Below are 15,519 nucleotides of genomic sequence, written 5' to 3' on the forward strand. Positions count from 1 at the left end.
CAATTACTAAATATAAAGGCAAGTAAAACATCCTTGTATCCAGTGTTTTTTAGTTTAAAAATATGCTCTTGTACAAGTACAGACAAAATAGAAGATCACTGTATATGATGGATAAGCATTGAAACTTATTTTGAATTCTTAACACACCTTTTAAAGATTATGCGAATCATACATATCTTGAACCACGTTCAAGAAATCGGTAACGGTATTGTAAATGTAGCTGTGGATCTTGCCTGTATACAAGCAAAAACTGGCCATGAGGTAGCGGTAGTTTCTGCTGGTGGAGAATATGAGGCATTGCTAGCTGCTTATGGTGTCAAACACTACTATTTAAACCAAAGTAGGAAACCCCTAAGTATGATCAAAGCGGCGGTGGATTATCGGGCGATTGTACAAGAGTTTCAGCCGCATATAGTTCATGCTCATATGATGACGGGAATAGTGTTAGCACGCATCCTGAGAACTGGAAGGGAGTATGGCTTAGTTTCCACAGTACACAATGAATTTCAACGTGCTAGCCTGCTGATGGGTTTAGCCGAGAGGGTAATTGCCGTTAGTCAGGCTGTGCAGACTTCTATGGCCCAGCGTGGTATCCGCGAAAACAAGTTGCGGGTAGTACGCAACGGCACTCTAGGCAGTCCCCGTAATCGGCAAATATCAGAGTATCAACCTTTACCTTTACAGCGCCCGGCGATCGCCACTGTAGCCGGGATGTATAAACGTAAGGGTATTGCTGAGTTAATCGCTGCCTTTGAGCAAATTGCCGTAAATTTGCCCCAAGTGCATCTTTATTTAGTCGGAAACGGCCCTGATAAACAGCTATTTGAGGCTCAAGCACAAACAACTTCTGTAGCTGATCGGATTCATTTTGAAGGTTTTCAGCCAGAACCGCAACGCTATCTACTATCAAGTGATGTTTTTGTATTAGCTTCTCACCGTGATCCTTGCCCTCTAGTACTTTCGGAAGCGAGGGAAGCCAGTACCGCTATTGTAGCTACTCAGGTAGACGGCATTCCGGAAGCATTAGACTATGGGCAAGCAGGTCTTTTAGTGCCAGCAAAAGATAGTCATGCCCTAGCAGGGGCACTGGTGCAACTACTAAGTAACCCAGAGATGCTCCAAGAATGGCAACATCGGGCAAGTCAAAACCTAGAAGGGTTGACTCTTAACCGCGTCCATCAAGAAACATTGGCAGTTTATCGTGAATTAATTACATTTGAAGAACAGGAAGTCAGGGAAATGGAAAAAGTTTAGGCTTTGTTGAACCTTTTTTTCCAGATACGTAACCTAATTAACGCTGGTTTCGCCCAACGCCAACCGAGTAAATCGTGCAGCAGAGTATAAAAACAGGGAATGATAAATAGGGTGAGTACTGTTGCTAAGGACAAACCGGAAAACACTACTATGCCCAATGGTTGGAGAAATTCTGACCCTTCCCCAATTCCCAAGGCTAGGGGGAACATACCTAAAACCGTGGTAATGGTGGTCATTAATACTGGACGTAGGCGTTGGGGTGCAGCTTGCAAAATCGCCGTTTTTCGGTCAACCTTGTCTCTGTCTCGAATTTGATTCGCTAGTTCTACCATGATAATGGCGTTGTTAACCACAATACCCACTAACAAGACTGCCCCGACGATTACTGTTGCGCCAATGGCAGTTTTAGTGACGTAAAGCCCGAAAATGCCCCCAGCTAATGCCAAGGGAATGGTAAACATAATCACCAGCGGGTCAATGAGGGAATTGTATTGTACTGCCATCACCACAAAGACTAAAAAGGCAGCTAATCCCCCTAATAGCTGTAGCGAGTTTAGTAGTTGCTGATTGGATTCGGCTGCTGAACTGGGTAAAATGCTAACGCCTGCGGGCAAATCTACGTTGTTAAGTACTGTATTTACCTGAGCTAAAGCCTGACTGAGACTAGCTCCCTCGGTCAAATTGCCAGCAATTAAGAAAACTTGACGCTGGTTGATGCGCTGAATCTCTCCGGGAGCTTGACCTTCGACAATTGTAGCTACATCACTCAGGCGGATTTGGAGATTGTTATCCACAGACAAAGGCAATCTCTCCAACTGGGAAGCTTCTTTTATGGATGTTTCATTTAACTGCACGCGGACATCCACCAAACGATTACCGCGTTGCAGTTGGGTGGGGATACTGCCTTCAATTGCTGTCTGAATTGTTTGCCCAATATTACTAGCAGTCAACCCCACAGCGGCTACTCGCTCCCAATCGGGACGAATCTGAATTTCTGGTTGACGTGCATCGGCATCAGGGCGAAATCTGGCTAAGGTGACTTGCTCTTCTAAGGCTGACAGCACCTGACGCCCTGTTTGTTGTAAAGTATCCGCGTTATCTCCTTGAAGAATCAGGTCAATATCAGCACCTCGTATGGGGGAGTTGTTGAGAATCAAACCCCGTACTTGTCCAGGATTAAGGCGCAGGCGAATGCCAACTAAGTTTAGCTTGTTAAATTCTTGAGTGACTTGTTCAATATAAGCTTCGACGTCAATACCTGGTTTGAGGGTAACGGTGCTGGAACTCCGCAGGGGGTTAGCATTGGTATTGTTGCCAAATAGGGAACCGCCGACTGTGGAAAAAATATAGTCCGTACCTGGTTGGTTGCGGAGAATTTCATCTACCGCTTTCATCACTTTTTGGTTTGTTTCTAAGGGTGTACCCGGAGGGAACTGAGCAACTAAACTGGCTTGTCCGGTGTTGATGCGGGGGAGGATTTCTTGGGGGATTTGTGGGGCCATCCACCAACTAGTACCGCCTAATAGGATAATGGCGATCGCAATTGTTAACCACCGCCAACGCAATATCCCTGCCAAAAAACTCCCATATCCTCTGGTTGCCGCCTCAAAACGACGATTAAATGCCTGCAATAGCCAAAACTTGTTCAGAGAACTGGAAATCGGCAAACCCAACAATCGAGACGCGAGCATGGGTACGACGGTGACAGCAATCAAAATTGAAGCTGCTACGGAAAAGCTGATGGTGAGAATTAACTCATTGAATAGCAGGGAGATAAAACCACCGATGAGCAAAAACGGCAACACTGCCACCAAGTTAGTACTGGTGGAGGCAACTAAAGCTGATTCTACTTCCCGGCTGCTTTGTTCCGACTGGGAAATTAGTTGCCGCTGACTTAAACGGGTTTTGCTATCTTTACCGGGAGTCATGCCCGCACCCTCGGCGATGTTCTCCAGCATGACGATGGAATTATCTACTACAACCCCCACGCCTAAAGCCAAACCACCCAAGCTGAAAACGTTGAGGGATAAGCCAAACAGCCCCATGAAGATGATGGCTGCTAGAGTTGCCAAGGGGATGGCTAAAACAATAATTAAAGTTTGCCGCAGAGAACCCAGGAATAATAAAACTGCGATCGCCGCTAATCCTGTACCAATTAACCCGGAACTGGTAACGTTAGCAATAGAATTGCTGATAAATCGCGACTCATCCAAGGTAGGTGTGAGAGTAGCTTCTGGGGGAATCACACCAGATATTTTGAGTTCCTGAAGTCGTTTTTTCACACCTTCGACAACGGCAATCGTGTTAGCATCTGGCTGCTTTTGAATGCTGACTTTTACCGCTTCTTGCCCGTTGAGTAAGACATACACCCGCTGTTTTTCTGAGCCATCAATAACTTCCGCAAAATCTCGCAAGTAGGCGCGGCTTTTAGGCACAGAGGTAGAAGCACCGACTTCAAAAGAAAGATTGCTGATTTCCTTGGCATTTTGGAACCGCCCAACAGTACGAGTTAGGGGTTCAGAATTCTGCCCCAAAATTCGACCACCAGAAATATCTTGGTTGCGGTTTCTCAGTTCATCCAACACATCTGTCAAACCTATACCCAAAACCTGCAACCGATCCAAATCAACATTTACCCTAACCTCTTCCGTCACTCCTCCCGATACATCTACCCCCGCTACCCCAGGCACTACACCCAATTCACGAGCTAGTTCTTCTTCAGCAAAAACCCGCAAATCAACGTTTTTTAAGGAGGGCGAAGTTAAAGCCAATTCATAAACGGGTAACTGGGAAGGATCAACTTTGAATAAACGCGGTGCATTAATGGTGTCTGGTAAAGTGTTTCTTGCTCGATTAAAGGCAGCAGTCGCATCATTGAGGGCTTGATCTATATTGCCTCCCGGTTGGAAGTACAAATCCAAACTTACCTGTCCCTCACGGGTTTGGGAAAAAACCTGGACTACTCCCTCAGTGGCTGAAAAGGCTTCTTCCAGCGGTTTAGTCACTTCATCAACTGCTACCTCTGGGGATATTCCTGGTGCTTCTATTCGCACGCCAATTCGGGGATAAGTAATTGATGGAAGCAAATCCACGGGCAATCTAAGGATAAAAAATACACCCAAAACAACCACTGCTAGGGTGAGCATGAGTGTGCCAATGTGTTGGCGAATGGAAATAGCACTGAGACTAAATCCGCCGCTGTTATTTGTTTGCTGCATCTTTATCAATTCAAAATTCAGAAAAGTAATTTTTAGGTTCCCGTGGGATTTGATTTTGCGTTTTCGGAAATAAACGACAGACTTACAGCCTCCCCATCTTTTAACGGCTTACCACTGCGAACAACATAAGATTCTCCTGGTTGCAAGCCGGATAAAATTTCTATTTGGCCATTAGCCTTTTCTCCTAGGGTGACGGATCGTGATGTTACCTTCTTCTTCTTTTCGCCTGTATCCTGCACAACAAAGATTATTCCATTGCTGTCTTCTGACTGTGTCTGTCCTACTTTGCCTTGATTAATCGCTATTTGTGGTACCACAACTCGCTGGTTCGTCTGGGTAGCAAAATTCACTCGCGCCCTCAGTCCACTACCAATCTTTCCACCACTGTTGGCAATCACTACTTCTACTTGTCTAGAAAAAGGTGTGACATCGGCAACTGGGTAAATGCGCGTCACTCTGCCAATTAATGTTTGCTCGGCAAAAGCTTCTAAACTAACTTGTACAGACTGCCCAACTTCAATTTCTGCCAAATCTGAGTCGGAAACTTGCACCTCGACTTTAATCCGGCTAAAATCGCCAATTTTCAAGACTTCGCCGCCTGTTTGCACAAAATCACCCGGTTCTAGCGCTTTTTCTATGACTAGTCCGGTGATGGGCGATATTAGCCTAGCGTAGGATAGACGCTCTTTAGCTTGAGAAACTACTGCTTGTTGGGCAAATACTCTGCCTTGGGCAGCGGCGACAGCTTGTTTTTCTGTCCGGACTTGCTCAGTGGCAGCACGTAAGGCTTGGGTGGCAGTTTGCGCTTTAGTATTTGCTTGTTCGGCAGTTTGTGCTGCGATCGCACCTTCTTTGTAGAGTTGCTGCTGCCGTTTTGAATCTGCACGGGCTTGCACCACCTCTAACCGCGCTCGTTCTACTTCAACACGGGCATTGTTTACCTGAGTTGCGGCCCTGGCTACTTCTGATTGGCGGGCTGCTAGTTCTGCCTCCGCTTGTCTTAACGCTGTCACCAACAGAGCATCATCTAACTGTCCAACAAGTTGCCCCCGTGTGACACTATCACCCTCATTGAGATTCAACGCCAATAGCCGTCCTTCTGAGCGCGATCGCAGTGTTACCTCCCGGAAGGGTGTGGTTTTGCCGTTAATCTTGTCTGGTTGTTGGCTCAATAACTGAGTCCGGGCGATCGCCACATCCACAGGCGTTACACCCCTGCCGCGTTCCTGATCACCAGGGCGCTGAGATTGAGCCTCCGCTGATTCCTTTGGTAAGGATCCGCAACTTGCTGATAGCAGTCCCAATCCCAGCACATAAGTAATCAATAACTTATGGGTATTAATTACCAGTTTGGTAGCTCTAACAATTGGTATTTTCACCTGCTTCTGCGGCTTATTTACGTCCAAAATCATGATTTATCTTTCTCCTATTTGGGAGTTTAGGGCTTAAAAAAGCTGGTTATTAGCAATTAATTCTGAATAGATATCACTAAAAGCAAAATTCCAGAATCTTCAAGCTTTCTTGCCGTATTTTTTGGCTCTCACGCAAAATCCTTTCCTCTATCCTGCTGACTTAGAGGTAGATATTTTTTTTCACACCCGATGAAATTATAAAGGTAGTATAAATATTTTGTCGGCAATGGGTAATAGGTAATTAGTCATGGTTAAAAAGAGCGAGAGAAATTTCTCCCCATTCCCCGTATTTAAAATGTGTCTATGAACTGCTGGATCAGGTTCAGATCAACGATTTACCCCAAACAGTGAATTTATCCTGTGGTGCGGCAGTGATTTGGTTAAGTACGGATATACTAAAAGAAAGGCAAGAGTCTGAAGGTTCAACCCTGTTTGGTGCTTTGAGAAAAACCTTGCATCCCTCGTAATTTAGAGAAATATGCACGGTTGACTTTCCCCATGCCTAGACGCTGAGGGTTAATTGCGCCGTCGCTCCCCATTGAAGCGTCAATCAAAACTGATGTCCATAGTTATCTAAGTTTTCAATAGCAGTTAAAGCTCATTGGCAGCAAATACTGTACAAGACAGACCAACATTTCCCGTGCTGGTGAACAATTGATCATTGGTCAATATCTAGAAAAGCGGATTAAAACTAAGTTTTACCCGTCGTGGGTGAGGCAATAGCTGTAACCCAATCCCAGCCATAAAAAAACATAACCAGTTTGGGAGCTATCGGCCCATAGCCCTCAGTTGCTAACATGACTTTTTATAACAATTTTTCCCATTCTTCCCCCATTTTTTGATTGCTATGTCATCATAGATGAGTGAGAATTAATTCGGTGACAGTGTTTGTTGTTAGTATTGACAGGCTTTTTCCTCTTGGTATTTACAGACGTCTCTCCGAAATCTAAATCTCTACACACTTCTGATTTTGGAGACATTCTATGTCGATTTACGTTGGTAACCTCTCCTACGAAGTTACACAAGACACTCTGAGCGCTGTTTTTGCCGAATATGGTTCTGTAAAGCGTGTACAGCTACCCACAGACCGTGAAACAGGTCGCTTGCGCGGCTTCGCTTTCGTGGAAATGGGTACAGAGGCCGAAGAAACAGCAGCCATTGAAGCTCTTGATGGAGCTGAATGGATGGGACGTGACCTCAAAGTGAATAAAGCCAAGCCCAAGGAAGACAGAGGTTCCTTTGGTGGTGGTAACCGGGGCGGCGGTGGCGGTGGCTCCCGCAATCGCTACTAAGCGGAATTATCTAAATTCTTTTGGCTCTTGAATCCTAAAAACAAAAAGCAGCCATCTTGTTTTGCCACTTTTAGGACTAAATAAATAAATAAAAATTACCCACTCTGCTAGCGGATTGGGTAATTTTTTTTCAGTCATGGCTCAGACTAGCAATATATGGCAGCCTATATAGTTTTCACGTTCTTACCCGAATTACTATAGGTGCTACTTTGAAGTACGGGATATCCTTGGGAATACACACCGCTGTTTCAATCCATAACAGAATTACCAGCTACACGTATACTTAGTTATCTTTTTGCGAAGTTGATACGCAAATAAAATGTAAGCCCTCAACAGTAACATAGGGTTGTAGCACTTAGCAAGTAATTAAATGGCCTAGCGATTAGTTTTTATCAAACGCTATCAGTTCCGAGTAGCAATTTTACAGACCTTTAGCCACTAAGACTTGTTCGTACAGACACTTGAATTCATAGCTACACCAGTTTCTTTTTTAAAGAGAAAATAAAGCTTTGATAAAGCAATCCTTTTACACTTGATTTTTAAGTACTGGTGTCGGTATATTATGTTGAGTACACCTTAATTCTCCCATAGCTTTTTTTTACAACCTAGATTTACGCAGTGTACAAGTGCAATATTTTTCATCCTTTATATTCTTTTACGATTTACCCAAGGAATTAATTTCATGCTGAAAACAAAACCCGTTTCTCAAACCTTGAAAATAGCTGGAATAGCGGCTTCGGTCTCTCTAGCCTCTTTAGTCATTTCCCCAAAAGCTAACGCAGCTAGTCTATTTTTCAGTGATAGCAGTTCCTTCAGCAACCAAGTAACTGAACTAGATGGGGAGCCACAATTAATAGTCAGTAAGTACAAACCAACCGCAGGACAAAAAATCACTCAGGTACTCATTAGCCTGACTACTAACCTTAGCAGTACTGGTACTATTAAAAATAACGCGGCACAAGCTCAGACCTTCACGGTGGGTACTGCTGTTGACACATACGATTTTGTAGCGGTTGATGGTTCTCCTGCGGTGCTAAGTACCTTAACTCCTTTTCCTGATTCCCCTCTAATCGGTAAACAAAAATATACTAAGTTGGCGTCTGGCGAATCATCTAGCTTTGGCACTTACAGCATCAATGGCTCAACCTCTGTGTCATTTACTAATGCTTCAGATATAGCCCAATTTTTAGGGTCAGGTACTTTTGGCGTATCGCCCTACACATCAATCTTTACCTCCATAGCAGGTGGTGGTGGTAATGTTTCCACCAACATTACCACATTGACGGGAGCAACTTTCAAAGTAGATTATTACGGCGAAGAAGTCCCAGAACCATTCACCATTCTAGGCACCCTAACAGCAGCTGGCTTTGGTGTCGCGATGAAAAAATTTAAATCACAGCAAAATATAGCTTAGATAGAACTACCCCACCCTACAGACTTTGCTTAAGCTTAGTCTTAGGTAGTGGCTGATAGCCTTACCTTAGACTTACTTCCGCTATGTTTAACTCAAGTTTATAAACGTCTAGATATGTGCTAGACGTTTTTTTCGTAAAAACAACTGTTTAAACTAAGTAAGTATGTAAAAAAATCAACCTATATTAACTAAACTAACAAACGTTGAAATTAGCTCGTAGTGAGGGCTTTAGCCCTCTCTATCTCCTCTGTCCGACGCTACTCGTTCGCGTAGCGTCTGAAGATAAGGAAGAAATGCTTAACTCAACTGTAATAACTAAAACTTCTTCCCCAGAAAGTAGCGATGTAATCTGAACTACCTGCTAAGACTTATCTGGTCGATAAATTTCCACCTGCTTTCCTTAACTTGGTTTCTGCCACACCCTAACAGAAAAAGGCATTCATAAAATCTAATGAATGCCTTTTTACAGCATTTTTCAGGTAAATGGAGTACATACTAGAGATTCAAACCTTTGTAGTGGCGTGACAAGGCTAAAATAGTGCAATAGATTTTCGGTCTTTGTTCTTGTTCAATCAAGTTTCGAGCATTTTTCTAAAGCAACATTTAAGGCGTGTCACGCCAGTAGAGACGTTGTATGCAACGTCTCTACACTGTTGTCTACTCAACGGAAAGAGAAAAGTAAGTTGTTACTCTTCGTCGTCGTAATCGTCCTCGTCCTCGTCCCCTTCCTCGTAGTCATCCTCTTCGTCGTCTTCTTCCACAAGAACGCTCTCAACATCAGCAATCAACTCATCTTCCTCATCTAAAATTGAGCGTTCTGTCCGTCTGTTGCCAAAGCTAGACTCGCTTAAAGAGGGCACATCTAGGTTATAAGCGCGGGCGGTGCGGTCATCTAGCACCATGTCTAAGGGGTCATCGACTTCGTCTAAAACGCCGCTGGTTTCTAACACCGCGTAGTCTTCAATGGCGCCGGTTTCTTCATAGGCGTTGTAACCAGTCCCGGCGGGAATCAACCGCCCAATAATTACGTTCTCTTTTAACCCCCGCAGCCAGTCAGATTTACCCTCAATGGCGGCTTCAGTTAGCACTCTGGTGGTTTCTTGGAACGATGCAGCAGATATAAAGCTGTCGGTGTTGAGCGATGCCTTGGTGATGCCCAGCAACACGGGGGTATACTGCGCCCTCGCCCCGCCTGTAATTGCCATGGCTTCATTCACCTGTTCAACTTGGCGCAACTCCACCAACTCTCCAGGCAACATGGTGGTGTCGCCACCATCATCAATTCGCACCTTGTTGGTCATCTGCCTAACTATTACTTCTATGTGCTTGTCAGAAATATCAATGCCCTGAGACTGATACACCATCTGCACTTCGTTGACCAAAAATGTCTGCACTTTCTGCAAGGCATGGCTAGCACAGGCATAGATTCCATCTTCCGAACCCAAGCTAAAGAAGATTTCCAAAATTTCGTGGGGGTTAGAGGGGCCATCACTCAGGGGTTGACCGGCTAGCACATGGGCACCATCGGGCACCATGAGGTTTTGTCCAGGACCAAGGGGATAATCGGTGACTACTCCATTAGATTCTATAACTTTAATGGCGATCGCTTCGTCACCATCACCATATACTACCTTCAGTTCTCCACCCCGGCGGGCTAATATGCAGGCTTCTTTGGGTTTGCGGGCTTCTAGCAGTTCTTCAATTCGGGGCAAACCTTGAATAATGTCTCCGGTTTTTGCCCGCTCAAATACCAACAACACCAAGTTATCGCCCCGTTGCACTAGGTCGCCATCTTCTATTTGCAACACAGCCCCAGGGCTGACTCGATAAGGGCGACCAACCCGCAGTGTGACCGCATAAGGCTGGGTGCTGAGTGCTGTGGGTTGAGTTGTGGCGGCGGCATTCGTGCTCTTTACCTCCACCACTTGTCCAGACTCTGGCGCCAACACCCCAGGGGCAATTTGAGCACCTTCTACTAGCAGGTCGCCTTTTTTCACCTTGGGTTGGGTGCTAGTGGGGATAGAAATCATGTCGGCTTTTCGCAACACCAAGCAGCGGCGGACATTTTCGGCTGCCCTCTTGACACCCCTAACTACTCCCCCCTCTTTACACAAAATTTGCGTGCGAGCAACCACCGAGCCAGGGGCTATGGTCATGCCCTCTTCTACCTCTAGGGTTGTTTGGGTGCTGCCTTGGGTGGCGTCGGCCGAGATGTCGCGGCGAATTACCAAAGACTCCAAAATTACTAGCTGCAAACGAAGACAGACTTTGGAGTCTTTTTCCGTTGTGGTTCCCTCGTGGTCAATGGCGGCATTTGTACCCCCGGATTGCACAAATAAGTCGTTGTGGTCGGGCACTAGTTCAATGTCTGCTGCTAAAGGCGAGGCGTTGTGGTCTTGTTCTCCCTCTTGTTCAATTTCTAACACCAGCTGAGTTCGCAGCAGTTCTACCGATTCCACAGACTTGACTCGCTCAGAGTCTTTGTAAGGCAGGCGCTGCACTGCTCGCAACTGAATAGAACGCCCGGTTTGTTGGCGAATTGTGGTGGTGGAAGGTACATCTGGGTTGCTGGGCACGGCAAACTCTACCACGGGACGGCTTAAGAGGGCTGGCCCTTCTGGTGACTCTATATATTGGATATAGCGCAACTCTGTAGAGACGGCTCCTTGAAATTCTTCCCCTGGTTGAACAAAGGTGCCGTCTAGCCCCATGACTGCCTCTGTGCTCTCTACCATTAGCAGCGACCCTGGCTTAATCACCACTTCTCGCAAAATGTCGTTTTTCTGGGTGACTTCGACTACGCCGCTGGTTTGGCAGAAGATGTCTTTGACTACTTCGGTGCCTGCTTCGACATACTGCCCGTCTTCTACCAACAGCAACGAAATGTCTTTGTTGACTTCGTGGGTTTCTTCAGGAATCCACAGCAGGGTTCCACCTTGAACTACTTCATAGCCCAGCTTGGCTTTGCCTTTTTTTTGCACTTCCACCCCAGCAAATTTCAAAAAGCCGCCGGTGGTGGTGCGGTAGCGGTCGTCAATTAACTCGGCGACTACTTGCCCATTTTGCACCTTTGTGCCTGGGGTGGCGCGGAGGTTAAACACCTGGTTGTTGCCAGTGGAAACTAAATAGTTATTCCGACCTTGAGAACTCTGGACTGTAACTGAGGCTTGGTCTAGTACTACAGAGGCGGTGATAATTTCGATTTCTCTGGTGCTCTTGCCGGGGGTAGCTTCTGGCAACCGCACTACACCACCATGGACTGTGGTTAGTTTGGTTTCTGCCAACACGCCGTTGGAGGCGATCGCATCTCCATTGTGCACTACCAACTCTGCCCCCGGTGGCAAGTTATAAACTTCCCCAGAGAGAATCCAAATCAACCCCCCCCTAGCAGCGGTGATGGTGGTGTTGCCTTGGCGGTCGGTTTTTTGTTCTGGCACCACCTCAGCAAACTGCACCTCTCCCGCTAGGTCGGTGGCTACGTCTTTAACAGCTTTTTCGGTGTTGGCACGGGTGGTGCGTCCCCCCAGGGCTACTTCTGCCAGCAACTGACCAATTTTTACCTGCTGCCCATCTACTACATACAGGGTAGACCCTTGGGTGACGTGAATTTCTTGGTTGTCTAAGGTTTCACCACCCTCTTTTTTCTTAGAAAGTTGCTCCATTTGAGGAAACCCCAAGACCGCACTTTCCGCTTTTGGTTCTAACACCATGATGCCGTTGGCTTCTACATACAGGGCATCTTCGCCGTGGCGGGTGCGGTAGGGTCTGGTTCTCAGTTTGCGGGGCAGACGAATGGTGCCATCTGCAAAAGAGCGCACCTGCTGGGCTACTTCTCCCGTGAAGACGCCCCCGGTGTGGAATGTCCGCATAGTCAGCTGGGTACCTGGTTCGCCAATGCTCTGGGCAGCGATAATTCCCACTGCTTCCCCTAGGTCTACCATTTTGGCATGGGCCAGGCTCCAGCCATAGCAGTGTTGACATACAGAGCGGGCAGCCTCGCAAGTGAGGGGACTCCGCACTACCACTTCCACCACTCCAGATTTGTGAATTTTCACCGCTAGGTCATCAGATATAGGGGTGTTTCTGGTGGCTATGAGTTCTTTGGTGGTGGGGTGCACTACATCTTCTGCTAGCACTCTGCCCATGAGCCGGTTTCCTAGGGGAATCAACACTTTAGCCCCTTCTGTCATTGACCGCACGGGCACGCCTCTGGTGGTGCCGCAGTCAAACTCTCTAATAATTACATCTTGAGACACATCCACCAACCGCCGGGTGAGGTAACCAGAGTCTGCTGTTCGCAGGGCGGTATCCACCAACCCTTTTCTGGCACCATAAGAAGAAATAATATATTCTGTAACCGTCAGCCCTTCCCGAAAGTTGGTTTTAATTGGCAAGTCAATAATTTCCCCCTGGGGGTCAGCCATCAGTCCTCGCATGCCCACCAGCTGCCGCACTTGAGAGATGTTGCCCCGGGCCCCAGAGAAGGCCATCATATACACCGAGTTGAGGGGGTTGGTTTTTTTAAAATACACCACCACTTCGTCTTTTAGCAGTTCTGAGGTACCATTCCAGGTGTCAATTACCTTTTGGAACCGTTCCACTTCAGTGATTTCTCCCCGCTGATAACGGGTCTCTGTGGCGCGGATTTCTTCTTCGGCGGCTTCTAAGAGTCGGCGCTTAGAGGGGGGCACCATTAGGTCATCGACGCTGATAGATACCCCGGCTTTGGTGGCGTAGCGAAAGCCTAAATCCTTTAACTTATCCGCCATCACTGCTGTGCGTGCCGTCCCGTAATTGGTAAACGCCCAGGAAATTAAATTTCTCAGTTGACCCTTGTCAACCACACGATTGCGAAAAATCATAGTCGCTCTGCTCCAATTAAAAATTACAAATTAAAAATTAAAAATTAAGAGAAGAATAAATTAAAAATGAAACTCTAAAAAGTTAGTTCTTTCATTTTTAATTTTTAATTCTTAATTTTTAATTGCTTAAGGCTTCTTGAATCGCTTTGTTGTAAATAACTCGACCAGGGGTCGTGCGGATATACTGAGAAAGTAAATTTCCTTTGGCGTCTTGGCGGACGCGACGGAATTTATAGAGCAAAGTTCGGGTACCATCGGAGTTTTCTGTCACTTCCAGCGGCTCTGTGTCTGGTTGGTCTGTCTCCATTTCGCCATCAAAGCGCACGTATATATAGGCATGGAGGTCTACTTGCTCCTGCTGGTATGCCATAATCGCATCGTCCAGAGAAGAAAAGTATCCGCCCGCGCCTTTGGTCGCACCGGGATTTTCTGCCGTCAGATAATATGCCCCCAAAACCATATCTTGGCTGGGAGTAATAATAGGTTTACCTGTCGCCGGGGAGAGGATATTGTTAGAAGCCAGCATCAACAGCCTAGCCTCTGCCTGACTTTCCAAAGACAGAGGCACATGCACCGCCATTTGGTCACCGTCGAAGTCGGCGTTAAAAGCCGGACAGACCAGAGGGTGCAGCTGAATTGCCCTACCCTCTACCAAAATCGGCTCAAAAGACTGAATCCCCAAACGGTGCAGAGTCGGGGCACGGTTGAGCAACACCGGGTGCCCCTCAATCACTTCTTCCAGCACATCCCACACACTGGGGTCGTTGCGCGATATCAGCTTTTTAGCCGCCTTAATATTGTTCACCATGCCGCTTCTAATTAGGCGGTTAATCACAAAAGGTTGAAATAGCTCAATGGCCATTTCTCTCGGCAACCCGCACTGGTGAATCTTTAGCTTTGGCCCCACCACAATTACCGAACGCCCCGAATAGTCCACCCGTTTGCCCAACAGGTTTTGGCGGAACCGTCCTTGCTTGCCTTCAATAATGTCTGAGAGAGACTTGAGCGGGCGGTTGTTAGCCCCCACCACAGTCCTACCCCGGCGACCGTTGTCAATTAAAGCATCCACCGCCTCTTGCAGCATCCGCTTTTCGTTGCGGACAATAATTTCTGGTGCCAAAATTTCTTGCAGTCGCGCCAAGCGGTTGTTGCGGTTAATTACCCGGCGATATAAGTCATTTAAGTCGCTGGTGGCAAACCGACCGCCATCTAGCTGCACCATGGGGCGCAAATCGGGGGGAATCACGGGGATGACCGCCATCACCATCCACTCTGGTTTAGAACCGGTGGCAATGAAGTTGTCAATCACCCGCAGCCGCTTAATTAGCTTCGCCCGCTTTTGTCCCTTGGCGTTGCCAATTTCTTCTCGCAGGCTCTCTGCCTCTTGCTCTAGGTTAATATCTGCCAGCAACCTTAAGAGGGCCTCAGCCCCAATGCCCACCTCTACCCCTACCAGGAGTGAGTCTTCGCTATAGATTTGGTCTTCAATTTCTAGCCACTGGTCTTCACTCAGCAGCTGCTTGTAGCTGAGAGTGTCGGCATTGCCAGGGCTAAGGACACAATAAGAGTTGAAGTAGACAATTTGCTCTACATCCCGCAGGGGCATATCTAGCAAAATAGCAATGTAGCTAGGGATGCCCTTGAGATACCACACGTGGGCCACAGGAGCCGCGAGTTTAATAAAGCCCATGCGGTGGCGGCGCACCCGTGACTCGGTCACCTCTACCCCGCAGCGTTCGCAGACTATGCCACGGTGACGCACCCGCTTGTATTTGCCACAGTGGCATTCCCAATCTTTCGCCGGGCCAAAGATGCGCTCGCAAAACAAGCCATCCATCTCTGGCTTCAGGGTGCGGTAGTTTATAGTCTCTGGCTTGGTCACCTCACCAACTACCTGACCATTAGGCAAGGTACGCTCCCCCCACTGGCGGATGCGCTCTGGAGAAGCTAACCCGATTTTGACGTAGTCAAACTGATTAGTTTGGGCGTGTCTCATGTTGGGTAATAGGTAATAGGTAATAGGTAATAGGTAATTAGGTAATAGGTAATAGGTAATAGGGGGAAACA

Annotated in this window: 7 protein-coding genes; 3 read left to right on the forward strand and 4 right to left on the reverse strand. The window is 46.9% G+C overall.

All coding sequences use genetic code 11. The annotated features are described in order from the left end of the window. Positions 1–159: 159 nt before the first annotated feature. Positions 160–1,254: a glycosyltransferase family 4 protein gene (locus H6G32_RS04045; protein ID WP_190455149.1), complete on the forward strand. Its 1,095-nt coding sequence runs from the start codon at positions 160–162 to the stop codon at positions 1,252–1,254. On the opposite strand, the gene H6G32_RS04050 is transcribed toward H6G32_RS04045, so the two are convergent. Together H6G32_RS04050 and H6G32_RS04055 are read right to left on the reverse strand one after the other, a co-directional pair. Beyond that, positions 1,251–4,472 (reverse strand): efflux RND transporter permease subunit, encoded by a 3,222-nt coding sequence (locus H6G32_RS04050; RefSeq protein ID WP_190455151.1) that lies wholly within the window; start codon positions 4,470–4,472, stop codon positions 1,251–1,253. The genes H6G32_RS04045 and H6G32_RS04050 overlap by 4 nt on opposite strands. Before the next feature lie 32 nt (positions 4,473–4,504). Further along, positions 4,505–5,884, reverse strand: a complete 1,380-nt coding sequence (locus tag H6G32_RS04055) for an efflux RND transporter periplasmic adaptor subunit (RefSeq protein WP_190455154.1) — start codon at positions 5,882–5,884, stop codon at positions 4,505–4,507. A gap of 983 nt (positions 5,885–6,867) precedes the next feature. Between H6G32_RS04055 and H6G32_RS04060 the strand changes: the two genes are divergently transcribed. Further along, positions 6,868–7,176 (forward strand): RNA recognition motif domain-containing protein, encoded by a 309-nt coding sequence (locus H6G32_RS04060; protein WP_190455160.1) that lies wholly within the window; start codon positions 6,868–6,870, stop codon positions 7,174–7,176. 682 nt (positions 7,177–7,858) lie between these two features. Continuing rightward, positions 7,859–8,590, forward strand: a complete 732-nt coding sequence (locus tag H6G32_RS04065) for a PEP-CTERM sorting domain-containing protein (protein ID WP_190455374.1) — start codon at positions 7,859–7,861, stop codon at positions 8,588–8,590. 686 nt (positions 8,591–9,276) lie between these two features. Here H6G32_RS04065 and H6G32_RS04070 read toward each other — a convergent pair. Both H6G32_RS04070 and H6G32_RS04075 read right to left on the reverse strand, forming a co-directional pair. Then, positions 9,277–13,452, reverse strand: a complete 4,176-nt coding sequence (locus H6G32_RS04070; protein WP_190455164.1) for a DNA-directed RNA polymerase subunit beta'' — start codon at positions 13,450–13,452, stop codon at positions 9,277–9,279. A 118-nt stretch (positions 13,453–13,570) separates the two neighbouring features. Next, entirely contained in the window at positions 13,571–15,448 is a 1,878-nt protein-coding gene (locus H6G32_RS04075) for a DNA-directed RNA polymerase subunit gamma (protein ID WP_190455167.1), read from the reverse strand. Between the last annotated feature and the right edge of the window lie 71 nt (positions 15,449–15,519).

It is taken from the genome of Cylindrospermum sp. FACHB-282, from assembly GCF_014697195.1.
Taxonomy (GTDB): Bacteria; Cyanobacteriota; Cyanobacteriia; order Cyanobacteriales; family Nostocaceae; genus Cylindrospermum.